The organism is Micromonospora sp. CPM1, assembly GCF_023896895.1.
Lineage (GTDB): Bacteria > Actinomycetota > Actinomycetes > Mycobacteriales > Micromonosporaceae > Micromonospora > Micromonospora tulbaghiae.
The window spans coordinates 21,198-44,502 of record NZ_JAMHIU010000006.1 but is presented as its reverse complement, the minus strand read 5'-3'; the positions used below and the strand labels follow the sequence as shown (position 1 = coordinate 44,502).

The 23,305-nt window shown below is 74.7% G+C and carries 17 protein-coding genes; 6 read left to right on the top strand and 11 right to left on the bottom strand.

Annotated features, from left to right (window positions below; translation table 11 throughout):
* Positions 1–192: 192 nt before the first annotated feature.
* Complete coding sequence (mraZ, locus tag M8C11_RS09185) at positions 193–624, bottom strand: division/cell wall cluster transcriptional repressor MraZ (RefSeq protein WP_013287610.1); 432 nt, start codon at positions 622–624, stop codon at positions 193–195.
* A 355-nt stretch (positions 625–979) separates the two neighbouring features.
* Here mraZ and M8C11_RS09180 point away from each other — a divergent pair, with 355 nt between their 5' ends.
* The 3 genes from M8C11_RS09180 to M8C11_RS09170 are packed head-to-tail and all read left to right on the top strand — an operon-like array spanning position 980 to position 3,652.
* Positions 980–2,227, top strand: coding sequence for a MurT ligase domain-containing protein (locus M8C11_RS09180; protein ID WP_120573665.1), 1,248 nt, complete (start codon positions 980–982; stop codon positions 2,225–2,227).
* Entirely contained in the window at positions 2,217–2,939 is a 723-nt protein-coding gene (locus M8C11_RS09175) for a type 1 glutamine amidotransferase (protein ID WP_013475779.1), read from the top strand. Before M8C11_RS09180 ends, M8C11_RS09175 begins: the two co-directional genes overlap by 11 nt.
* A 29-nt stretch (positions 2,940–2,968) precedes the next feature.
* Complete coding sequence (locus M8C11_RS09170; protein WP_374667712.1) at positions 2,969–3,652, top strand: TVP38/TMEM64 family protein; 684 nt, start codon at positions 2,969–2,971, stop codon at positions 3,650–3,652.
* A gap of 45 nt (positions 3,653–3,697) precedes the next feature.
* On the opposite strand, the gene leuS is transcribed toward M8C11_RS09170, so the two are convergent.
* The gene (leuS, locus tag M8C11_RS09165; RefSeq protein ID WP_252449255.1) at positions 3,698–6,538 is read right to left on the bottom strand and encodes a leucine--tRNA ligase; all 2,841 of its coding nucleotides are present in this window, start codon (positions 6,536–6,538) and stop codon (positions 3,698–3,700) included.
* A 397-nt stretch (positions 6,539–6,935) separates the two neighbouring features.
* Between leuS and M8C11_RS09160 the strand changes: the two genes are divergently transcribed.
* Genes M8C11_RS09160 through M8C11_RS09150 form a run of 3 tightly spaced genes read left to right on the top strand, consistent with a single transcriptional unit; the run spans position 6,936 to position 11,776 of the window.
* Positions 6,936–7,991, top strand: a complete 1,056-nt coding sequence (locus M8C11_RS09160; RefSeq protein ID WP_013287615.1) for a MoxR family ATPase — start codon at positions 6,936–6,938, stop codon at positions 7,989–7,991.
* A 1-nt stretch (position 7,992) separates the two neighbouring features.
* Complete coding sequence (locus tag M8C11_RS09155) at positions 7,993–9,291, top strand: DUF58 domain-containing protein (RefSeq protein WP_121684249.1); 1,299 nt, start codon at positions 7,993–7,995, stop codon at positions 9,289–9,291.
* A gap of 16 nt (positions 9,292–9,307) precedes the next feature.
* Positions 9,308–11,776 (top strand): DUF3488 and transglutaminase-like domain-containing protein, encoded by a 2,469-nt coding sequence (locus M8C11_RS09150; RefSeq protein ID WP_121684248.1) that lies wholly within the window; start codon positions 9,308–9,310, stop codon positions 11,774–11,776.
* An 820-nt stretch (positions 11,777–12,596) separates the two neighbouring features.
* Here M8C11_RS09150 and M8C11_RS09145 read toward each other — a convergent pair.
* The 9 genes from M8C11_RS09145 to M8C11_RS09105 all read right to left on the bottom strand — a co-directional run bounded on the left by M8C11_RS09145 (position 12,597) and on the right by M8C11_RS09105 (position 23,233).
* Positions 12,597–13,010, bottom strand: coding sequence for a DUF3040 domain-containing protein (locus M8C11_RS09145; protein ID WP_120568815.1), 414 nt, complete (start codon positions 13,008–13,010; stop codon positions 12,597–12,599).
* A gap of 115 nt (positions 13,011–13,125) precedes the next feature.
* Complete coding sequence (locus tag M8C11_RS09140) at positions 13,126–14,385, bottom strand: DNA polymerase IV (RefSeq protein WP_252449254.1); 1,260 nt, start codon at positions 14,383–14,385, stop codon at positions 13,126–13,128.
* A 108-nt stretch (positions 14,386–14,493) separates the two neighbouring features.
* The gene (locus M8C11_RS09135; protein WP_252449253.1) at positions 14,494–15,669 is read right to left on the bottom strand and encodes an alkaline phosphatase family protein; all 1,176 of its coding nucleotides are present in this window, start codon (positions 15,667–15,669) and stop codon (positions 14,494–14,496) included.
* Positions 15,666–16,397 carry a methyltransferase domain-containing protein gene (locus M8C11_RS09130; RefSeq protein ID WP_252449252.1) on the bottom strand — a complete coding sequence of 244 codons (732 nt, stop codon included), beginning with the start codon at positions 16,395–16,397 and terminating at the stop codon, positions 15,666–15,668. Before M8C11_RS09130 ends, M8C11_RS09135 begins: the two co-directional genes overlap by 4 nt.
* 31 nt (positions 16,398–16,428) lie before the next feature.
* Positions 16,429–16,608: a hypothetical protein gene (locus tag M8C11_RS09125; RefSeq protein ID WP_252449251.1), complete on the bottom strand. Its 180-nt coding sequence runs from the start codon at positions 16,606–16,608 to the stop codon at positions 16,429–16,431.
* A 96-nt stretch (positions 16,609–16,704) separates the two neighbouring features.
* The gene (locus M8C11_RS09120) at positions 16,705–20,070 is read right to left on the bottom strand and encodes an error-prone DNA polymerase (RefSeq protein ID WP_252449250.1); all 3,366 of its coding nucleotides are present in this window, start codon (positions 20,068–20,070) and stop codon (positions 16,705–16,707) included.
* Between the two features lie 93 nt (positions 20,071–20,163).
* Positions 20,164–21,837, bottom strand: a complete 1,674-nt coding sequence (locus M8C11_RS09115) for a DNA polymerase Y family protein (protein WP_252449249.1) — start codon at positions 21,835–21,837, stop codon at positions 20,164–20,166.
* The gene (locus tag M8C11_RS09110; protein WP_120568809.1) at positions 21,834–22,595 is read right to left on the bottom strand and encodes a hypothetical protein; all 762 of its coding nucleotides are present in this window, start codon (positions 22,593–22,595) and stop codon (positions 21,834–21,836) included. The genes M8C11_RS09115 and M8C11_RS09110 overlap by 4 nt, the downstream gene beginning before the upstream one ends.
* A 140-nt stretch (positions 22,596–22,735) precedes the next feature.
* Complete coding sequence (locus tag M8C11_RS09105) at positions 22,736–23,233, bottom strand: SAV_6107 family HEPN domain-containing protein (protein ID WP_252449248.1); 498 nt, start codon at positions 23,231–23,233, stop codon at positions 22,736–22,738.
* Positions 23,234–23,305 lie beyond the last annotated feature (72 nt).

The window sequence follows — 23,305 nt, the reverse complement described above, 5'->3', positions numbered from 1 at the left end:
CCCGTTCGCCAACCGTTCCGTCATGTGTCCGTCGTCGCCACGACGCCTCGCCATACCGCCAGATCCCCATCCGCTCCCGCCCGCCGGAGGCCGCGGCCCTCCGTGTCGGATCGTGCGCCTGGCACCGGGGAAGGGGTGCCAGGAACTCGAAAGCGGCTGGAGATCTCGCAGTACGTCGGGCGCCGTCACGCCCTACAGACCGCCGGGCAGCACCCCCTCCTCGATGTCGGCGAAGTCGTCTTCGCTCTCCGCGAGGTAGGCCTCCCAGGCCGCCTTGTCCCAGATCTCCACCCGGGTGCTCGCTCCGATCACGACCAGATCCCGGTCCAGTGCCGCGTACGACCGCAGGTGGCCGGGAATGGTGACCCGCCCCTGCTTGTCCGGCACCTCGTCGTGCGCGCTGGCGAAGAAGACCCGGCTGTAGGCCCGGGCCGCCTTGCTCGTCATCGGCTGCGCGCGCAACTGGTCGGCGATCCGCTGGAACTCGGGCATCGGGAAGACGTAGAGGCAGCGCTCCTGCCCTTTGGTGATCACGACACCCCCCGCCAGTTCGTCCCGGAACTTCGCCGGCAGGATCAACCGGCCTTTGTCGTCCAGGCGCGGAGTGTGGGTGCCGAGGAACATCGGCCCAACCCCCTCGCCCTGAGCGGCGTTCGCGGCGCCGCTGACCCCCCGGGCCGGTGTGGCCCTCCCGGCCTCACCATCGCGCCCCACTCTACTCCACTTCCCTCCACCTGCAACCAGAATCGCCCGCGCGGCGTGGCGTTTCCGCGCGCAAAACCGCACGTCAACGCGGGTGGGGCGGAGTGGAGGGGGTGGGGCGCGCCCCACACCGTCCGCTACCCGACATCGACCGCCGCCGTCCGGCCCCGCGCGCTCCGGCCGTCCGCCGGGTCCTCCCCGGCCGAACGGTTCGCCGTCGGCGGCGATCTGGCGGAGGTGGTGGTCCGGTAACCTCGCTCGGGTGACGGACGCGAAGATGCCCTTGCGGGCAAAGGTGGCCAGCTCCGTGTCGCGCACCGCCGCGGCGCTGTCGCGGGCCGCGGGTCGTGGCGACGGCTCGGTGATCGGCGGCTGGATCGGCCTCAAGATCGACCCGGACCTGCTCGCCCATCTCTCGGCCGGGCGCGCCATCGCCCTGGTGTCCGGCACCAACGGCAAGACCACCACCACCCGGCTCACCACCGCCGCGGTCGGGGTGCTGGGCCGGGTCGCCACCAACTCCTTCGGCGCGAACATGCCCACCGGCCACACCTCGGCGCTCGCCAAGGCCGGCAGCACGCCGTACGCGGTGCTGGAGGTGGACGAGCACTACCTCGCCCAGGTGCTGGAGGCGACCGAGCCGCACGTGGTGGCGCTGCTCAACCTCTCCCGCGACCAGCTCGACCGCGCCAAGGAGGTCGCCATGATGGCGCAGCTCTGGCGCGCCGCCCTGGTCCGGCACCCGCGGATCCGGGTGGTCGCCAACGCCGACGACCCGATGGTGGTGTGGGCCGCCTGCCCGCCGGCCGACCCGGCCCAGGGTCACGTGCCGCCGCACGTCACCTGGTTCAGCGCCGGGCAGCGCTGGCACGACGACTCCTGGGTCTGCCCCGAGTGCGGCTCCACCATCCAGCGCTCCGGCGAGCAGTGGTGGTGCACCGGTTGCCCGCTGCGCCGCCCCGAGCCGAACTGGACGGTCGAGGACGACGGCGTGCTCGACCCCACCGGCGCCTGGCACAAGATCCGGCTCCAGCTCCCCGGCAAGGTCAACCTCGGCAACGCGGCCACCGCCCTGGCCGTCGCCGCCGAGTTCGGCGTACGCCCGGTGGACGCGGTGTCCCGGCTCGGCACCGTCACCTCGGTGGCCGGCCGCTACGCCCAGGTGGACCGCGACGGGCGCAACATCCGGCTGCTGCTGGCGAAGAACCCGGCGAGCTGGCTGGAGGCGTTCGACATGGCCGACGTCGCGCCGACACTGCTGTCCATCAACGCCCGCGACCCCGACGGGCTGGACACCTCCTGGCTGTTCGACGTGGACTTCTCCCCGCTGACCGGCCGGCAGGTGCTGATCACCGGCGACCGGGCGTACGACCTGGCGGTGCGGCTGGAGGTCAACGGCGTGCCGTTCCAGCACGTACGCAGCTTCGACGAGGCCGTCCGCGCCGTGCCGCCCGGCCGGCTGGAGGTCATCGCCAACTACACCGCCTTCCAGGACATCCGAGCGGAGCTGGACCGTGTCAACTGAGAGCCTGCGCATCGTCTGGATCTATCCCGACCTGCTGTCCACGTACGGCGACCGGGGCAACGCGCTGATCCTGGCCCGCCGGGCCCAGCTGCGCGGCATGCCGGTCGAGGTGCTGGAGGTCCGCTCCGACCAGCGGCTGCCCGCCACCGCCGACATCTACCTGATCGGCGGCGGCGAGGACGGCCCGCAGGCGCTCGGCGCCCAGCGCCTGATCGCCGACGGCGGCCTGCACCGGGCGGTGGCCCAGGGGTCGGTGGTGTTCGGCGTCTGCGCCGGCTACCAGCTTCTCGGCACCTCCTTCTTCGCCAAGGGCACCCGCTGCGCCGGTCTGGAGCTGCTCGACCTCTCCTCCGACCGCGGCCCCACCCGGGCGGTGGGCGAGCTGGCCGGTGAGGTCGACCCGCGGCTGGGCATCCCGCACCTGTCCGGGTTCGAGAACCACGGCGGCCGCACCCACCTCGGCCCGGGCGTGTCCCCGCTGGCCCGGGTCACCACCGGCGTCGGCAACGACGGGGCCACCGAGGGCGCGTGGCGGGGCAAGCTGCTCGGCACCTACTCGCACGGCCCGGCGCTGGCCCGCAACCCGGACCTGGCCGACCTGCTGCTGCGCTGGGCGACCGGCATCCACCAGCTCCCCCCGCTCGACGACACCTGGGCCGACCGCCTCCGCTCCGAGCGCCGCGCCGCGGTGGCCGCCGCACCGAGGCCGTGACCGACGCCGCCCGGCCGGGGCGGCGACCGGTGGCCCGCCGGCTCGCCGGGTTGCTGCGGCAGCCCTCGGCGCGCCGGTTCGGGCTGCTCCTGCTGCTGCTCGCCGGGTTCGGCGTGACGCTGCTGCTGGTGCCCCGGCCGGACCCGGCCGACCTGCCCCGGCTCGCCGACTCGTTCGGCGGCTACGGTCCGCCCGCGGCGGTGGTCGGCGGCGCGCTGCTGCTGGTGGCGCTGGTGCCGCGGACGTTCGTCACGCTGGCCGCGGGCGCGATCTTCGGCCCGGTGCAGGGCGCCGCGTACGCGCTCGGCGCGGCACTGCTCGCGGCGGCCATCGGCTTCACGGTGGGCCGGATGCTCGGCCGCGACTTCGTCGCCGAGCGGGTACGCGGACGGCTGGCCCGCCTCGACGGCTGGTTCGCCCGGCAGAGCGTCTTCGGCGTGGTGACCGTACGGCTGCTGCCGATCGCCGGGTTCGGGCTGGTCAGCTACGGCTACGGCACCACCGCCGCCCGGGTGCTGCCGTTCCTGGCCGGCAGCGTGATCGCCTCCGCCCCGACCGCCATCGGCTACGCGGCGCTCGGCGCGGCCGTGACCACGCCCGGTTCGATCAACTGGTACGCGGCGGCGCCGGCCAGCCTCGGCCTGATCGCCAGCGTGCTGATCATCCACCGCTGGTGGCGGGCGGAACGGCGGCGCCGGTCCGAGCCGGCATGACCGGCGGTGGGCGCGTCCCCGATGTGGACACGCCCACCGGCCGGGTCAGGCGACGACCGAGACCATCCGGCCCTTCACCACGATCACCTTGCGCGGCTCCTTGCCGCCCAGCGTGCCGGCGACCGCCTCCAGCGCCGCCGCGCGGACGGTCTCCTCGGTCGCGTCGGCCGGCACCTCGACCCGGCCGCGGACCTTGCCGTTGACCTGCACCGGGTACGTGACCGACTCGGCCACCAGCAGGGCCGGGTCGGCGACCGGGAAGTCGGCGTACGCCAGCGAGGTGTCGTGGCCCAGCTTGCGCCACAGCTCCTCGGCCACGTGCGGGGCGAACGGGGCGACCATCAGCACCAGCGGCTCGGCCACCTCGCGCGGGGTACGCGCCAGCCGGGTCAGGCCGTTGGTCAGCTCGATCAGCTTGGCGATCGCGGTGTTGAACCGGATCCCGTCCATGTCGGCGCGGACCCCGTCGATCACCTTGTGCAGCAGCCGCCGGGTCGCCTCGTCGGCCGGCTCGTCGGTGACCCGCAGCTCACCGGTCTGCTCGTCGACGACGCTGCGCCAGACCCGCTGCAGGAACCGGTACGAGCCGACGACCGCCCGGGTCTCCCACGGGCGGGACACCTCCAGCGGGCCCATCGACATCTCGTACACCCGGAACGTGTCCGCGCCGTACGCCGCGCACATGTCGTCCGGGGTGACCACGTTCTTCAGCGACTTGCCCATCTTGCCGTACTCGCGCCGGACCTCGGTCTCGCCGTGGAACCAGCGGCCGTCGACCTCGACGACCTCCTCGGCGGGCACGTACGCGCCACGGGGGTCGACGAACGCGTACGCCTGGATCATGCCCTGGTTGAACAGGCGGCGGAACGGCTCGAACGACGAGACGTGGCCCAGGTCGAACAGCACCTTGTGCCAGAAGCGCGCGTACAGCAGGTGCAGCACGGCGTGCTCGGCGCCGCCGACGTACAGGTCGGTGCCCCCGCAGTCGCCGTCGCGGCGCGGACCCATCCAGTACGCCTCGTTCTCCGGATCGGCGAAGCGCTGCGAGTCGGTCGGGTCCAGGTAGCGCAGCTCGTACCAGCAGGAGCCGGCCCACTGCGGCATCACGTTGGTCTCGCGGGTGTAGCGCTTGGGCCCGTCGCCCAGGTCCAGCTCGACCTCGACCCAGTCGCGCCGCCGCGACAGCGGCGTCTCCGGGTTGCTGTCGGCGTCCTCCGGGTCGAACGTCTTCGGCGAGAAGTCCTCCACCTCGGGCAGCTCGACCGGCAGCATCGACTCGGGCAGCGCGATCGGCGCCCCAGTCTCGTCGTAGACGATCGGGAACGGCTCGCCCCAGTAGCGCTGCCGGGAGAACAGCCAGTCGCGCAGCCGCCAGGTGACCGCGCCGGCGCCGTACCCGTTGGCCTCCAGCCACTCGATGATCCGCGCCTTGGCCTCGGTCACGCCCAGGCCGTCCAGGTCGATGCCGCGCTCCGGCGCGGCGCTGTTGATCGCCGGGCCGTCACCGGTGTACGCCTTGCCGTCGAAGCCCGCCGGCGGCTGCACGGTCCGCACGATCGGCAGCTCGAAGACCTCGGCGAAGTCCCAGTCCCGCTCGTCCTGGGCCGGCACCGCCATGATCGCGCCGGTGCCGTATCCGGCCAGCACGTAGTCGGCGATGAAGATCGGGATCTGCCCGCCGGTCACCGGGTTGGTGGCGTAGGCGCCGACGAAGACGCCGGTCTTCTCCTTGCTGTCCGCCTGCCGCTCCATGTCCGTCTTGGCCGCGGCGGCCTTCCGGTACGCCTCGACGGCCTCGCGCGGGCCGGCGTGCCCGCCGGTCCAGGCGTCCCGGGTGCCCTCCGGCCAGGTGGCCGGCGTCAGCACGTCGACCAGCTCGTGCTCGGGCGCCAGCACCATGTAGGTGGCGCCGAAGACGGTGTCCGGCCGGGTGGTGAACACCCGCACCGGGGCCGCGTCGGTCGGGAAGTCGATGTGCGCGCCGGTCGACCGGCCGATCCAGTTGCGCTGCTGCAGCTTGATCGGCTCCGGCCAGTCCAGCGTGTCCAGATCCTCCAGCAGCCGGTCCCCGTACGCGGTGATCCGCATCATCCACTGCTTCAGGTTGCGCTTGAAGACCGGGAAGTTGCCGCGCTCGGAACGGCCGTCGGCGGTGACCTCCTCGTTGGCCAGCACGGTGCCCAGCCCCGGGCACCAGTTCACCGGCGCCTCCGAGACGTACGCCAGGCGGTGGTCGTCGACGATCCGCCGCCGCTCCCCCACGGACAGCTCGGCCCACGGACGTCCGTCCGGGGTGGCGCGGGTGCCGCCCTCGAACTCGGCGATCAGCTCGGCGATCGGCCGGGCCTTCTTCGCGTCCGCGTCGTACCAGGAGTTGAAGATCTGCAGGAAGATCCACTGGGTCCAGCGGTAGAAGTCGGTGTCGATGGTCGCCACCGAACGCCGCTCGTCGTGGCCCAGCCCCAGCCGGCGCAGCTGCGCCCGGTACCGCTCGATGTTGGCCTCGGTGGTGGTCCGGGGGTGGGTGCCGGTCTGCACCGCGTACTGCTCGGCGGGCAGGCCGAACGCGTCGAAGCCCATCGCGTGCAGCACGTTGCGCCCGGCCATCCGCTGGTAGCGGGCGTAGCAGTCGGTGCCGATGTAGCCCAGCGGGTGGCCGACGTGCAGGCCGGCGCCGGACGGGTACGGGAACATGTCCAGCACGTACAGCTTCTCGGCGCCCGCGCGCGGGTGGCCGGGGTCGGCCAGCGGACCGGCCGGGTTCGGCGCGTGGAAGGTGCCCTCCCGCTCCCAGGTGTCCTGCCAGCGGTGCTCGATCTCGTCGGCCAGGGCGGCGGTGTACCGGAACGGGGGGATGTCGGTCGCCGGTGCGGCTGCCTCACTCATGGCGTCTCCTCGGCGCGGATCGATTCGAAAAAATTGTGGGCGGTCTGCTGCGGGCACAAAAAAGCCCCTCGCGCAGGAGGGGCGGCCGTGCTGTCGCGCGTTCAGCGCATCAACACGGCTCGGTAAGAAGCAGGAAGAACCCGGCCATGCAGGCAGTGTACCTCGCACCCCTCGGCGGCGGCGCGCCCGTTCCACCCGCGGCGGCCGGTCCCCCGGTCCGGCGAATATTCCGGGCGTAACCGACCGACCACCTGCGGGAGTCGGCAGTAACGACAAACATGGTTAGCCTGAGATACCAATGAGATTTCTGCGGCAGACGAGGCTCGGCGTCGCGAACCCAACGGCGGGTCCAGGTGCTCTATAAAGAGCTGCCGTCCAGGCGACGAGGAGGAGGCCCGTGACACAACAGACCTGGGACGAGGTGGGCGGTCTGCTGCCGCACGACGAGTTCCGCGCCGCCAGCGAGGCCATCGTGGCCAACATCGAGCAGGTCATCGAGGGCAAGACCGCCACCGTCCGGCTCGCCCTGGCGGTGCTGCTGGCCGAGGGTCACCTGCTCATCGAGGACGTGCCCGGCGTCGGCAAGACCAAGCTCGCCAAGGCGATGGCCCGGTCCATCGACTGCTCGGTCCGGCGGATCCAGTTCACCCCCGACCTGCTTCCCAGCGACGTCACCGGCGTCAGCGTCTACAACCAGGAGACGCACGACTTCGAGTTCCGCCCCGGCGCGGTCTTCGCCAACCTGGTGGTCGGCGACGAGATCAACCGGGCCTCGCCGAAGACCCAGTCGGCGCTGCTGGAGTGCATGGAGGAGCGGCAGGTCACCGTCGACGGGGTCACCTACCAGTTGCAGACGCCGTTCATGGTGATCGCGACGCAGAACCCGATCGAGATGGAGGGCACCTACCCGCTGCCCGAGGCGCAGCGCGACCGGTTCACCGCCCGCATCGCGATGGGCTACCCGGACCCGCGCGCAGAGCTGGCCATGCTCGACGGGCACGGCGCCACCGACCCGCTGCCGGGCCTGCGGCCGGTCTCCGACGCGGCCACCGTCCGCCGGCTGATCGGCCACGTCCGGCAGGTGCACGTCGCCGACGCCGTCAAGCAGTACGCGATCGACCTGGTCACCGCCACCCGGGAGGCGCCCGACCTGCGGCTCGGCGCGTCCCCGCGTGCCACGCTCCAGCTGCTGCGCACCGCCCGCGCGGTGGCCGCCCTGGAGGGCCGCGACTACGTCCTGCCGGACGACCTCCAGGTGCTCGCGGTGCCGGTGCTGGCGCACCGGATCATCCCCACCGCGGACGCCCAGCTGGCCCGGCGCACCACCGACGCGATCGTCTCCGAGCTGGTGCACCGCCTGCCGCTGCCGCACGACCGGCAGCGCTCGCCGTACGACACCCGGCCCGGCGGCGGCAACAACGGCCGCGGGCCGTACGAGCCGCGGAGGCCGTGACGTGCGTGACGGCCTGCGTGGGCTGACCACCCGCGGCCGCTCCTTCCTGGCGGCCGCGGTGGCCGCGGCGATCTCCGCCGGCATCCTGGGCGAGAAGGACCTGCTCCGGGTGGCGGTCCTGCTCGCCGTGCTGCCGCTGCTGGCCGCCGCGTACGTCGGACGCAGCCGGTACAAGCTGGCCTGCAACCGGTCGCTGGAGCCGCACCGGGTGCCGGTCGGCGCCAGCTCCCGGGTGGTGCTGCGGCTGCAGAACCTGTCCCGGCTGCCCACCGGCACGCTGCTGCTGGAGGACCGCCTGCCGTACGCGCTGGGCAGCCGGCCCCGGGTGGTGCTGGAGCGGCTCGGCGCGCACCAGGCCAGCTCCGTGGCGTACACGGTCCGCGCGGACGTGCGCGGCCGCTACGAGGTAGGGCCGCTGGTGATCCGGCTGACCGACCCGTTCGGGCTGTGCGAGCTGACCCGGTCGTTCCCCAGCACCGACCACCTCACGGTGATCCCGCAGGTCACCCCGCTGCCCGCGGTGCGGCTGCCGGGTGAGTACGCCGGCAGCGGCGACAGCCGGGCCCGCTCGGTGGCGGTGCACGGCGAGGACGACGCCGCCACGCGGGAGTACCGGATGGGCGACGACCTGCGCCGGGTGCACTGGAAGTCCACCGCCCGCACCGGTGAGCTGATGGTGCGCCGCGAGGAGCAGCCGTGGGAGAGCCGGGCGACGGTGGTGCTCGACACCCGCGCCGCCGGGCACCGGGGCGAGGGCCCGACGGCCAGCTTCGAGTGGGCGGTCTCGGCCGCCGCCAGCATCGCCGTGCACCTGCGCGAGGCCGGCTACAAGCTGCGGCTGGTCACCGGCAACGGGGCCGACGTCGGCGCCACCGAGGCCGGCGGCGAGGGACTGCTGCTCGACCACCTCGCCGACGTGCACCTGGACCGGCGCGGCGAGATCACCGCGCTGGTGCAGCAGGTCCGGCAGCGCGCCGACGGCGGTCTGATCATCGCGCTGCTCGGCACGCTCGGCACCGCCGAGGCGGAGCTGCTGGCCGGGCTGCGCGGCACCGGCGCCACCTGTGTGGCGTTCCTGCTCGACAGCAACACCTGGCTCAACCTCCCGCCGAACGCCCGGACCGAGGCGGAGCGGGCGCACGGTGCCGCCGCGCTCGCGCTGCTGCAGAGCGGCTGGCGGGTCATCGGGGTGGAGCACGGCACCCGACTGCCGATGCTGTGGCCGCAGGCCGGGCGGGGCTCGCAGGGCTTCGCGCTGCGGGCGGCCATGGCCGAGACGGTGGCCGGCGGACGGCGATGACCGGAAGGATGGTCCTGTGACCCCGCACCGCAACATCGGTTTCGTCGCCGCGGCGGCGACGCTGCTGGCGGCGGCCCCGCTGTCGGCGATCTTCGAACGCTGGACCTGGCTGATCCAGGCCGCCGTCGTGGTCGCCGTGGTGGCCGGCTCGGCCGCGTTGAGCCGGCTGGGCCGGATGCCGCTGTGGGGGCAGGTGCTGGCCATGCTGGCCGGGCTGACCCTGGGCCTGACGTGGGTCTTCCCCGGTGGCACCGAGCTGCTCGCGTTCGTGCCGACCCCGGCCACGTTCGGGCACTTCGGCGACCTGCTCCAGACGTCGTTGCAGGACATGCGCTCGTACGGCGTGAAGGTGCCGGACGTCGACTCGCTGCTGTTCCTCGCGGTCCTCGGCATCGGCGCGGTCGCCGTGGTGGTGGACGTGCTCGCGGTCGGGTTGCGCCGGCCCGCGCTGGCCGGCCTGCCGATGCTCGCCATCTACTCGGTGCCGGTCGCGGTGTACGTGGACAGCGTCCCGGCCACCCCGTTCGTGGTGGGCGCCGCCGGTTACCTCTGGCTGCTGGTCACCGACAACGTCGACCGGGTACGCCGGTTCGGCCGCCGGTTCACCGGCGAGGGACGCGACGTGGACGTCTGGGAGGCGTCCCCGCTGGCCGCGGCCGGCCGGCGGCTCGCCGTGGTCGGCGTGATCGTGGCGGTGGCGCTGCCGCTCGCAGTGCCCGGGATGACCGGCGGGCTGCTGAACAACGTCGGCGCCGGGCCCGGCGAGGGCAACGGACGGCCGGGCCAGGGCGGCAGCTCGGGCCGGGTCGACCTGTTCGCGGCGCTCAGCGGCCAGCTCAACCAGAGCGAGGTGATCGATCTGGTCAAGGTCAGCACCAACGAGACGACCCCGTTCTACCTGCGCCTGGGCGTGGTCGACGACCTGCGGCCCAGCGGCTTCCAGGCACGTGTGCCCACCGGGAGGTCGGTCGCCCGTGCGCTGGCCGACCCGGGCGACGACGCCCCGCGCGGCGTCGACCGGCAGCGCTACCGCGCCACCGTCGAGGTGACGAAGAACCTGAACATGCCGTTGCTGCCGGTCTACGCCGAGCCGGTCAAGACCGACGACCTCAACGGCAACTGGCTGTACGACCCGAACCAGCAGGTCGTCTTCTCCAACCGGGACAACGCCCGCGGCAAGAGCTACTCGTTCGACTACGTCCGGTCCACCTTCAGCCCGGCGGCGCTGCGCGCGGCCCCGTCCCTGCCCTCGGACAGCCCGGTGATGCGGCAGCAGACCGAACGGCCGTCCGTCCCGGCGGTCGAGGAGCTGGTCGCGGAGCTGGTCAAGGGCAAGTCGAACAACTACGACAAGGTCCGGGCGATCTACGACTACTTCTCCGTGGAGAACGGCTTCACGTACTCGCTGTCCACCCGCAACGGCAGCAGCGGGGAGGACATCACCGACTTCCTCGCCACCAAGGTCGGCTACTGCCAGCAGTACGCCGCAGCGATGGCCTGGCTGGTCCGGGCCGCCGGCATCCCGGCCCGGGTCGCGGTCGGGTTCAGCAACGGCAGCAAGGCCGACGGCGACGCGTACGTGCTGACCAACCGCAACCTGCACGCCTGGACCGAGGTCAACTTCGGCCCCGCGATCGGCTGGGTGCCGTTCGACGCCACCCCGGCGGCGGCCGTGCCGGGCTCGGTCCGCTCGGCGTGGGCGCCGGACATCGACGCCCCCGAGGAGACCACCCCCTCGACCGGCAGCACCAGCGCTCCCGACGCGGCCGGACCGTCGGCCGGGCCGAACGAGGCGGACCGGCTCGACAAGGACACCGACCAGGGCCTGGCGCTGAACCAGGGCGGCCCCGCCGAGGAGAGCCCGGTCTGGCCGTGGTGGCTGGCCGGTGTGCTGGTGCTGCTGGCGCTGCTCGCCGTACCGGCCCTGCGCCGCTCCGCCCTGCGCCGCCGCCGGCGCGTCCGCGCGGTCGCGCCCGCGGCCACCGCGCTGCCGGTGCCGGGCCAGCGCGGCGAGACACGGCCGGTCGTGGTCGGCGTGGACGCCGAGGCGGCCCGCGCCGACGCGCACGCCGCCTGGGACGAACTGCTCGACACGCTCGTCGACTTCCACGTCCGCGTCGACCCCACGGAGACCCCACGGGCCACCGCCGAGCGGCTGGCCCGGGAGGCGCTCGCCGAGAGGGGGGACGCCGCGACCGGGGTACGCCTGCTCGGCCGGGCCGAGGAACGCGCCCGGTACGCCCGTGACCCGCTGACCGACGCCGGGTTGCCGGCGGCGCTGCGCACGGTCCGGGGCGCGCTGGCGGCGGGCGCGGATCGCCGCACCCGGCTGCTGGCCGCGCTGCTGCCCCCGTCGGTGCTGCAACGCTGGCGTACCGGTCTGGCAGAGCGGTCGGCCCGGGTGGTCACCACGAGCGGTCAGGTCCGGCAGCAGATGACGCGCTGGAGCCCTCGCCGCCTCCTGGCCGGCCGCCCTGCCCGCTGACCCCCTCCCTCCCGCCCGCCTGCCCGCCCCGCCCTCATCGTTGATCAAGGAGTTTGTGTCCAGTTCCAGCCCCGCCGACGACACAAACTCCTTGATCACCGCTTCTGGGCCGCTGCCCCGCGCGGACGCACGCGAGATCTTGGTACGAAACGGACCCCATAGGGGCGCTTTCGTACCAAGATCTACGGCGGCGCCCGGGATACGGGCGGCGAATCCCGCCTGCCGGGCGGCGCGTGATTGAGGGGGCGGACGGGCTGGGCAGCCCGCCGCCGCCGCGGTGGCGGTGAGCGCGTTGTTCGCCCAGTCCGTGGTGATCCGCGATCTTGCAGTCCGGGCCCGGGCGAACGGGACATTCAGGGCACAGATCGGGCCGAAAGTGCAAGATCGTGCGGGAGACATCGGGGCGGCGCGGGCCGGCAGTGCAAGATCGCGCGGGAGAAGCCACGCGAGGGAGGCATTCGGGGCACGGTTCGGGCCGGAAGTGCAAGATCGCGTGGGGAGCGAGGGCTTGGGTGACGGCCGGGCAGCTCGGGCAGGTGGTGTCACGTTGAGGCGGGGAGGCTCTACGGTGACAGCCCGGGCGGGGTGCGAACCGGGCGCGCATCAACGCGCTGACGGAGGCGCGGCGGTGTCCACGGGAGGCGTACCGGGAGGTTGTCCCGCCGCGGCGGGACGGTGAACTCGATTTCGGGCACGACTGAGCGAGCGCCCTCGCCCGCGTGTGCCGCGGCGACCGGCAGCAGGTCGCCCCGGCGGCGCTTGCCGACCTGCTACGGAGGCGCCGCCGGTTTCCCGCCCCCGGTTCAGGGGCGGGACGCGGTCAGCGGTGGCCCTCCGGGCGCTGCCGCCAGCGGTCCTCCATCCGGTCGAGGAAGGAGCCCCGACGGCCACCACCACCGCCACCACCACTGCGGCCACGGGGACGACGCCGGCTCGTTGTGCCGCCGACCACGTGCAGGTCGGGCGACTGGGATCGGCGGTGCGACTGCACCGCGTAGCCCAACGAGGCCAGCATGACGACGAAACCCGCCACGGCCACCGCAGGAATCTTGATCACGGCACCGTAGATCAACAGGGCCAGACCAGCGACGACCACGCCGGCAGCGACGAGCACGCGACGCCGCGCATGGAAACGCGGGTCGCTGGCGCGCACGGCCGAGGCGAACTTGGGGTCCTCGGCAAGCGACCGCTCGATCTGCTCGAACAGCCGCTGCTCGTGCTCCGAGAGCGGCACGGCACTCCTCCCCGGTCACGTTGGTCGGCCCGGTCGGGCCGACAGACCGTGGCAGCCAACCGGCTGCTTACCCGCAAGTCTACGAGGGCCCCCGCGCGTCGGAAAGCGGGACGACCTACGGCCGGGTCGGTTTTTCGACTTGTCGTGTATCACGACGGCCGAGAAGACTGGCCGGACCTATGACGGACCGCCCGAATCGGGCAGCCGCGGCGTCGGCCGCCGCCTCCGCCTCGCGCCAGCCGCGCTCGGGCGCACCAAGGGTGAGCTGCTGCGGGGTCTCCCCTGCGGGGGCGAGACCTTCCATCCGGACACCGACCAGCCGAACCGGCTCGCCCGGGGCCAGCGCACCCCACAGCGCCCAGGCCGTGTCGAACATCTCCCGGGCGGTGTCGGTGGGCACGGCGAGCGTGCGGGAGCGGCTGACCGTCCGGAAGTCGGCGAAGCGGACCTTGAGCGACACGGTGCGGCCCACCTGTCCGGCCGCCCGCAGCCGAGCGCCGGCCTTGTCGGCAAGGGCGAGCAGGGACCGCCGGATCTCGTCCGGGTCGCTCACGTCGGTGTCGAACGTGACCTCCGCGCCGATCGACTTCTCCACCTGCTCGGGCGTGACCGCGCGCGGGTCACGCCCCCACGCCAGCTCGTGCAGGTGGGTGGCGGACGCCTCGCCCACCGCCCGGCGCAGCAGGCCCGCCGGTGCCTCGGCGAGGTCGCGCACGGTACGCAGGCCGAGGCGGCGCAGCGCGTCCGCGGAACGCTCCCCCACGCCCCACAGCGCGGACACCGGCAGCGGGTGCAGGAACTCCAGCACCCGGGCGGCCGGGACCACGAGCAGGCCGTCGGGTTTGGCCCGGGTGGAGCCGAGCTTGGCCACGAACTTGCTCGGCCCCACGCCGACCGAGCAGGTCAGTCGCTGTTCCTCGGCGACCCGGCGGCGGATCAGCGCGGCGATGTCGGCGGGCCGGCCGAACAGCCGGCGGGCGCCCGCCACGTCGAGGAACGCCTCGTCCAGCGAGAGCGGCTCGACCAGGGGCGTGACGTCCCGGAAGATCCGCATGACCGCCCGCGACGCCTCGGTGTAGGCGGTGAAGTCGGGCGGGAGGTAGACCGCGCCGGGGCAGAGCGCGCGGGCGCGGGCGGTGGGCATGGCGCTGCGGACGCCGTACCGCCGGGCCTCGTAGCTGGCGGAGCTGACCACGCCGCGCGGCCCGACGCCGCCCACCACCACCGGCCGGCCGCGCAGCTCGGGCCGGCGGCGGACCTCCACCGAGGCGTAGAACGCGTCCATGTCGACGTGCAGGACGGTGCAGCCGGTGTCGTCGGCGTCCGGCCCGAAGCGCGGGTCACCGCCTCGGGGCAACGACTGGCTACGGCCCATGTCAGCAGGCTAGCCCGCCGGTCCGACAACCCCACGGCGACCGCCCGCCGGCCCCGGACGAGGCGGGGCCAACCCAGGAGACAGCGCAGAGGCACAGACGAACCGGGGTCAGCCGCGGACCACCAGCAGCGGGATCGTCATCTCGGCGGCGGTGTCCGCGCCGTGGTACGCCACCAGCCGCGACGCCATCGGCGGCTCGGAGCGGGTGGCGACCACCGCGTACGTGTCCCGGCAGACCACCACCACGTCGCCGATCCGGGTCAGGTGTGCCTCGGGCACCGGCCCGAACCAGCCGGTCGCCACCGCCTCGGCCCGGGTCAGCACGTGCGCGGCCGGGCCCAGCACCTCGGTCCAGGCGGCCGTCACGTCGGCCTCGGCACCCGGCTCGACGTGCAGGTAGCGGACCCGGGGCTCACCGGCGACCACCCGTACCCCGGCCCGCAGGCGGGGGTCGGTGTCCAGGTCGATCCGGTGCGCGGCGGGCACGTCGAGCTGGCCGTGGTCGGCGGTGACCAGCAGCGCGGCGTCCGGCGGCAGCCCGTCGACGAGCCGGGCCAGCAGCGTGTCCACGTCGGCGGCGGCGGCCCGCCAGGGCGCGGAGTCCACGCCGCTGAGGTGCCCGTGCCGGTCCAGGTCGGGGTGGTAGCCGGAGACGAGTGCGGGCCCGTCCCCGGCGGCGAGCGCCGCCAGCATCCGGGCGGCGAGCGCGTCGACGCCGGCCGCGCCCCGGTAGTCGCCGCCCCGGTTGGCGGCGAGCGTCAGGCCGCTGCCGGCGAACTCGGGACGGCTGACCACTGTCACGGCGACCCCGGCGGCACGCGCCCGCTGGTACCAGGTGGGCACCGGCTGCCAGCTCGCCGGGTCCGGGTCGCCGGCCCAGTCGACGTGGTTGAGCACCCGGTCGGTGCCGGGCACCCGGACCGTGAAGCCGAGTACGCCGTGCGCGCCTGACCCGGTGCCGGTGCCGAGGCTGACCAGGCTGGTCGGCGTGGTGGACGGGAAGCCGGTGGTGAGTGGCCGGCCGACGGTGGCGGCCAGGCCGGCGAGCGTCGGGGCGTACGGGGCGGCGGTGGGGATCTGGTACCAGCCGAGGCCGTCGACGAGCAGCACCGCGATCCGGCGTATCCCGGTCAGGCGCGGGGCCAGGCCGAGCCGGTCGGCCGCGCCCGGCACGCCGAGCAGCGCCAGCGCGCTGGGCAGCACGTCGGTCAGGCCGCCGCCGTCGTAGCGGGGCGCCACCCGGTCCAGCGGGCCGGGAGCCGGATCGGGGGCCGGGCCGGTCATGCCGGGCGGCGGGCGAACAGGTGCAGCTGGGCGGCGAGATCGCGGTACGGGGACCGGGCAGCCAGGGCGCGCTCCAGTTCCACCAGGGCGGCCTGCTGCCCGTCGGCGACCGCGGCCGGGAGCAGGTCGGCGAGCACCCGTACCCCGTGGATCTCCTCCACGACGAGGCCGGCGGCGGTGAGCAGCGCGCTCGCGTCGGTGGTGTCGTAGCGGCGGCGCAGCGTGTCCCGGCCGCCGGTGGTGCCGCGCGGGTCGGCGGCGAGCGCGGCGGCGGCGTCCAGTTGCCCGTTCATCGCCCGGCCGAACACGGCGGCGGCCCGGCCGGCGACGAGCACGCTCGCCGCGCCACCCGGGCGCAACGCGGTGACCAGCGCGGACATCACCGGTTCCGGGTCGTCGACCACTTCGAGGACGGAGTGGCAGAGCACCAGGTCCACGGTGGCCGGTTCGACGAGTCCGGTGAGCGCGTCGGCGTCGCCCTGCGTCGCGCGTACCCGATCGGCGACCCCGGCCTCGGCGGCCCGGCGGGTCAGCGCGGCGAGCGCGTCGGGGCTGGCGTCGACCACGGTGACCCGGTGACCGGCCTCGGCGAGCGGGACGGCGAAGCCGCCGGTCCCGCCGCCGACGTCGAGCACGGAGAGTCGTTCGCCGGCCCGCCGGTCCAGCTCGGCCCGGAGCACCGACCAGATGACGGCGGTGCGGGGGGTGAGGGTTCGGATCTGCTCCACGCGCCGAGCCTAGTCACCCCCCGGCCCGGGTTCAGGACTCGCCGCCGCCGGCGGGGTCGTCCTCGGCGCGGGAGCGCTGGTGGTTGGCCACCGGGCCGTCGGTCACCTGGTATTCCCGCGGCTCGGCCTCGTGGGTGGGCGCCCAGTCGGCGCCGAGGCGGGTCCGTCGGGCGTTTGCTACGCCACCGGCGTACGTGCGGTGAAAGGTCATCTGTTCATCCCCCATACCCCGGGTGGGCCACTCTGCCCACCCGCGTCGGGAGTCTCCCGCCTCCGGCTCACGGAAACCGTAATGTGGATCACTCCATCAACGGAAATCCCTGGATGCCGGTGTGACGGGGGGCTCGATCGCGTCCAGCCGGTCCGCGGTGAGGTTCGTGACGCCCTCGTGCCGCTGCAGCCGGCCCCGCACCACCAGTGCTCCGCTGGTGCGGGCGATTCGACGGTATCTCTGCCACAACCCCGGGGAGCAAGTGACATTGAGCATCCCGGTCTCGTCCTCCAGGTTGAGGAACGTGACGCCGCCGGCGGTCGCCGGACGCTGCCGGTGGGTGACGATCCCGCCGACCCGGATCCGCTGCCCGGGCGGCACCTGGCCGAGGCGGGCGATCGGCACCGCGCCCAGTTCGTCGAGCCGGTCCCGGATGAACCGGGCCGGGTGGCTCTCCGGGGACAGACCGGTGGCCCAGACGTCGGCGACCAGGCGGTCCACCGCGGCCATGCCGGGCAGTGTGGGCGGGTCCGCGCCGGTCACCGTGCCGGGCAGCCGGCCGGGCCGGTCCTGGGCCGCCGCGCCGGCGGCCCAGAGGGCCTGCCGCCGGGTCAGCCCGAAACAGGCGAAGGCGTCAGCGGTGGCCAGCGCCTCCAGCTGCGCGGCGGTGAGACCGACGCGGCGGGCCAGGTCCGGCATGTCCCGGTACGGCCCGTGCGCGGTCCGCTCCGCCTCGATCCGCTCGGCCACGTCCTCGCCGAGGGTACGGACGCTGCCCAGCCCGAGCCGTACCGCCGGGCCGCCCAGTCCCCAGGCGTGCGGCGGCTCGCCCGGCACGCTGCCCCACCGGGTCTGCGGGGTGGACTCCAGCACCGCCTTGGCGCCGCTGGCGTTGATGTCCGGCCGGCGCACCTCGACGCCGTGCCGGCGGGCGTCGTCGGCGAGCGTCTGCGGCGAGTAGAAGCCCATCGGCTGGGCGTTGAGCAGCGCGGCCAGGAACGGGCCCGGGTGGTAGCGCTTGAGCCACGAGCTGGCGTACACCAGGTAGGCGAAGCTCATCGCGTGGCTCTCCGGGAAGCCGTAGCTGGCGAACGCGGTGAGCTTGCGGTAGACGTCGTCGGCCAGCTCGCCGGTGATGCCCCGCTCGGCCATCCCGGCGTAGAGCCGGTCGGCGATCTGCGCCATCCGCTCCACCGAGCGTTTCGCCCCCATGGCCCGGCGCAGCTGGTCGGCGCCGGCCGCGTCGAACCCGGCCAGGTCGATGGCGAGCTGCATGAGCTGCTCCTGGAACAGCGGTACGCCGAGCGTCTTCTCCAGCGCGTTGCGCATCAGCGGGTGCGCGTACGTGACCGGCTCCTGGCCGTTCTTGCGCCGGATGTACGGGTGCACCGAGCCGCCCTGGATCGGGCCGGGCCGGATCAGCGCCACCTCCACCACCAGGTCGTAGAACTCGCGGGGCTTGAGCCGGGGCAGCGTGGCCATCTGGGCGCGGCTCTCCACCTGGAACACGCCCACCGAGTCGGCCCGGCAGAGCATGTCGTAGACCTCGGGGTCGTCCAGGTCCATGTCGCCCAGGTCGAGGCTGGACCCGATCAGGTCGTAGCCGTAGTGCAGCGCCGAGAGCATGCCGAGGCCGAGCAGGTCGAACTTGACCAGGCCGACGGCGGCGCAGTCGTCCTTGTCCCACTGGAGCACGCTGCGGCCGGGCATCCGGCCCCACTCCACCGGGCACACCTCGATCACCGGCCGGTCGCAGATCACCATGCCGCCGGAGTGGATGCCCAGGTGCCGGGGGAAGGTCTGCAGCTCGTTGGCGTACGCGACCACCTGCTCCGGGATGTCCGCCACGTCGACCGCGGCGACCGAACCCCACCTGTCGATCTGCTTGCTCCAGGCGTCCTGCTGGCCGGGCGAGAAGCCGAACGCCTTGGCCACGTCGCGCACCGCCGACCGGGGCCGGTACGAGATGACGTTGGCGACCTGGGCGGTGTGCTCCCGGCCGTAGCGGGCGTAGACGTGCTGGATGACCTCCTCCCGGCGGTCGGACTCGATGTCCACGTCGATGTCGGGCGGGCCGTCGCGTTCCGGGGCGAGGAACCGTTCGAACAGCAGCCGGTGCCGGACCGCGTCCACGTTGGTGATGCGCAGCGCGTAGCAGACCGCCGAGTTGGCCGCCGACCCCCGGCCCTGGCAGTAGATGTCCTGCGCGCGGCAGAACGCGACGATGTCGTAGACCACCAGGAAGTAGCCGGGGAAACCGAGGTCTTCGATCATCCGCAGCTCGTGTTCCAGCTGCGCGTACGCCTCCGGGTGCGCCTCGGGCGGGCCGTAGCGCTCGCGGGCGCCGTCCATGGTCAGCCGGCGCAGCCAGCTCATCTCGGTGTGCCCGGGCGGCACCGGGTACGCCGGCAGCTTCGGCGCCACGAGCTGGAGGTCGAAGGCGAGTTCCGCACCGTATTCCGCGGCCCGCGCCACCGCCCCCGGGTACGCGGCGAACCGCGCCGCCATCTCCGCGCCGCTGCGCAGGTGGGCGGTGGCCGCGGCGGGCAGCCAGCCGTCGATCTCGTCGAGGCTGCGCCGGGCCCGCACCGCGGCGACGGTGGTGGCCAGCCGCCGCCGTCCCGGGGTGGCGTAGTGCACGTTGTTGGTGGCCACCGTGGGCAGCCCGGCCGCGGCGGCCAGCTCGGCGAGCGCGTCGTTGCGGTCGGCGTCGACCGGGTGGCCGTGGTCGGTCAGCTCCACCGCCACCGTCTCCGCGCCGAACAGCGCGGTGAGCCGGTCCAGCTCGCGGGCCGCCGCGTCGACGCCCTCGGTGAGCAGCGCCGCGGGCACGTGCCCCTTGCGGCAGCCGGTGAGCACCAGCACGTGGTCGCGCAGCTCGTCGGCGATCTCCTCCAGCTCGCCGTAGACCGGGCGGCCCTTCTCCCCGCCGCGCAGCTGGGCGCGGGAGATGGTGGCGGCCAGGCGCGCGTACCCCTCGTGGCCGTGCGCGAGCACCAGCAGGTGCCGGCCGAGCGGGTCGGGTTCACCGTTCTGCGGGCCGGGCAGCCCGAGGGACAGTTCCGCGCCGAAGATCGTCGGCAGCCGCAGCGCGCGGGCCGCCTCGGCGAAGCGCACCACGCCGTAGAAGCCGTCGTGGTCGGTGACGGCGAGTGCGGTCAGCCCGAGCCGGGCCGCCTCCTCGGCCAGCTCCTCCGGGTGGCTGGCCCCGTCGAGGAAGCTGAAGTTTGAGTGCGCGTGCAGCTCCGCGTACGGCACCACGCCGTCCGGGCGGGCCAGCTCCGGCGGCCGGTACTCCTGGCGTTTGCGGCTCCAGGCCGGTGAGTCGCCCCCGTCGGCGTCGACCGCGAGCGGGTCGACCACGTGCGGCTCCACCACGTGCAGGTGCCGCTCGCCCTTGGCCCGCCCGGAGAGCACCTGCTCCAGCTTGGACCACGGCATCTTCGGGTTGTGGAAGCTCACCGGCGCCCGCCTCGCCCTGCACCCGACCGCCCGAGATCCTGGTACGAGACGGCCCTCGGAGGGGCGCTCTCGTACCAAGATCTTCCCCGGCGCTCAGTCATAGATCGCCTCCACCAGCCACTGCCCGCCCTCGACCGCGAGCAGCAGGGCGGCGCCGTCGGCCAGGCACACCTGGAACCGGGCCCGGCGGCACGCCTCGGCCGGCGCCCACCAGCGCTCGTCCACCGGCCACGGGCCGGCCCACCCGGTGATCTCGGCCGGGCGGCCGTCGCCGACGGTGAGCCGGGCCGGCGCCGCGCTGACCGCCAGCCGGGCGCTCACCACGACCGGCTCCCCCGCGGCGTCGCGCACGTCGGCCGGCAACGGGGTGGGCAGCACCACGGCCGGCGACGGTGGCGGGATCCGCCCCGGCCACGGCGGCTCCGGCGCCGCCCGGCCCCGGCCGGCCCGTCGCCCCGCACCACTCCCAGCGGGTACGACGGCAGAGGCGGGCGCCGGAGCCGGAGGCGCTGCCACGGATGGCAGGGGTGGCGGGCCGGGGCGCGCGGGCACCCGCTCGTCGCCCCACGGCACGAGGCGCACCTGGTCGGCCGGGGACCGCCCGCCGCCGAGCACCGCGGTGACCACCGCCTCGGGGCCGAGGATGCCCTGTACCCGGCTCAGCGCGCGGTGCGCCCGCTCCCGCTCCTCACCGGTCTCCCCCCACAGCCCGGGTTGCAGGCCCGCCTGGGCGAGCACCCCGTCGGGCACCAGTCGCAGCCGGACGATCCCGGCGGTGGGGCGGGCCGGACGCGTCCCGCCCCGGCCGTTGCTGCCGGAGAGCCAGCCGTCGAGCTGCCAGCGGACCCGGTCGGCGATGGCCGCCGCGGTGAGCAGGCCGTCGTGCCGCCAGACCCGGTGCAGCTCCTGGCCGTGCGCGGTGACCGCCTCGATGCCGAGACGGGTGCAGGCCAGCCCGTACCCGGCCAGCCGCTCGTGCAGCCGTTCGGCGAGCGTGCGGGCGGCGAACGCGGCGGCGTCGACCCGGTCGATCGGCTCGTCGTAGTCGGCGGTGACGGTGAGGTCGGCGGGTGGCTGCCGGACCGCGAGCGGGCGGTCGTCCCGGCCGCCGGCGAGCCGGTGCGCCAGCGCCCCGTCGAAGCCGAACCGGGCCAGCACGTCCCCGGCCGGCAGCGCCGCGAAGTCGCCGAGGGTGCGGACGCCGAGCCGGCGCAGCAGGTCGGCCAGGGCGGGCCGGCCGAGCGCCTCGACCGGCCGGGCGGCCAGGAACTCGCGGGTGCCGCCGGGGGCCACGATCCGGCCCTCCCGGGCGGCCAGCCCGGCCGCGAACACCCCGTCGGCGATGCCGACCTGGCTCTCCACCGCGCAGCTCTGCGCGACGTGCTCCACGATCCGCTCGGCCGCCGCCTCCTCGCCGCCGAGGTAGCGGCTCGGCCCCCGGGCCGCCGTGGCGCAGGCGCCGGGCCGGATCACCTCGACGCCGGCGACCACCTCCTCCACGGCGGCCACCACCGGTTCGAACGCGCGCACGTCCCGGCCGGGGTCGTGGTCGACCACCGTGAGGTGCGGGCAGCGCCCCTGCGCCTCGCGGCGGCGCAGACCGCGCCGGATCCCCTCGGCGCGGGCCCGTTCGGAGCAGGCGATCACCCGGTTGGCGTGCAGCACCACGACCGGGTCGGTGGCGGGCACCCCGTCGACGATCTCGGCGGCGAGGACCGGCCAGTCCGGACACCAGAGCAGCAGCGTCCGCTGCGGTACGCCGCTCACGCCGGACCGGCCGCGGCGAGCGTACGGGCGGGTGGGGCGACCACGCGCAGCCGGCGTGACGGCGTGGCGGACGGGGCGCCGAGCCCGGCCGAGCGGGGGATCACCCGGGTCAGTTCGTCGCCGGGCAGCCACACCTTGATCTCCTTGGGACGGGCGGCGGCGCCCCGGCCCCGGGCCGAGACGGTCACCTCGCGGCGGCGCAGCCGGCCGCGACCGGGGCCGAGCCCCTGCCAGACGCCCCGGACCACCTGGAGCGTGACGTCCGCGCCGTCCCACCGGCCGTACGGGACGAGCACGCTTCCGCGCTGCCGGGCACGGGCGGCCAGCCGGGTGGCGACCGAGGCGGAGACGGTGGCCGGCACGGCGGTGACCACCACGTCGACCCCGTCGATGAGCGCGGCGACCACAGTGGGCCACTCCGGCCCGGGGTCGGGCACCAGGGCCAGCCGGTCCAGGGCGATGCCCGCCTCGGCCGCCGCGCCGGCCCCGAAGGTGGGTACGCCGACCACGGCGCACCACGAGCCGGCCCGGGACGCCTCGGCGAGCAGCGCGAGGATCAGCGAGGTGGCACCGCTGCGCCGGGGCTGCCCGGCGCCGACCGCGACGGTGCTGCCGCGCCGCAGGCCGCGGTTGGGCAGCAGCCCGGTCAGCTCGGCCCGGACGGGAAGCACCCGGTGGCCGCCGGCCGGGTCGGGTGCGCTCGCCGGCCGGACCAGATCGGCCAGGGCGGCGGAACCGACCACCATGCGGCCCGCCATCGGACCAACCCCCCGTCGTGTTTCGCCACGGGCCTCACCCGTGGATGGTGCTGTGGATCTTGTCGTGCGCGGCACGCGTGTGCCGTGGGTGCGGCGCCCGGCCACCCGGGGTCCCGCCGGTGGTGGCCGGGCGCCACGAATCAGGCGGCGGCTGCTCCGGGCGGGGAGTCGGAGGCGCCGAGCCGCAGCGGGCGGGGCAGGCCGTCGAGCGCCGGCTGGTGTGCCAGGCCGAGTGCGGTCTCCACCACCGTCACGAACTCCTCGGCGGCGCGCAGCAGGTCGTCGGCCTCCCGGGCGGTGACCACGCGGGGGATGCCGGCCTCGGCGGCGGCCCGCTTGCTCGCACCGGCGGCGAAGTAAGCGGCCCACTCGTCCAACTCGGGGGCGACGGTGACGAGCAGCACCCAGACGCTGGTGATCCGGTGCCGGCGGGTGGGCGCGGGGCGGGCCCGGGCGGCGAGCACGGCGGCGGCGGCGCGCAGCGCCGCGAGGTGGGCGGCGGCGTACCGGAGGCCGTCGGGGCGGGTGCGTGCGGCCTCGGCCAGCCCGTCGCGGGCCACCGCGAGCAACTGGGCGGGGGTGCGGTGCGGCAGCACGTGCGCGGGCACCGTGGGTGCCTGGGCCGGACTGGTCGGCATGGGTCTCTCCTCCGCGTGTGGCCGGGGCGGGCGGTCGCGCGACGGGGAACGTCGCCCGGTTGCCCGGAACGG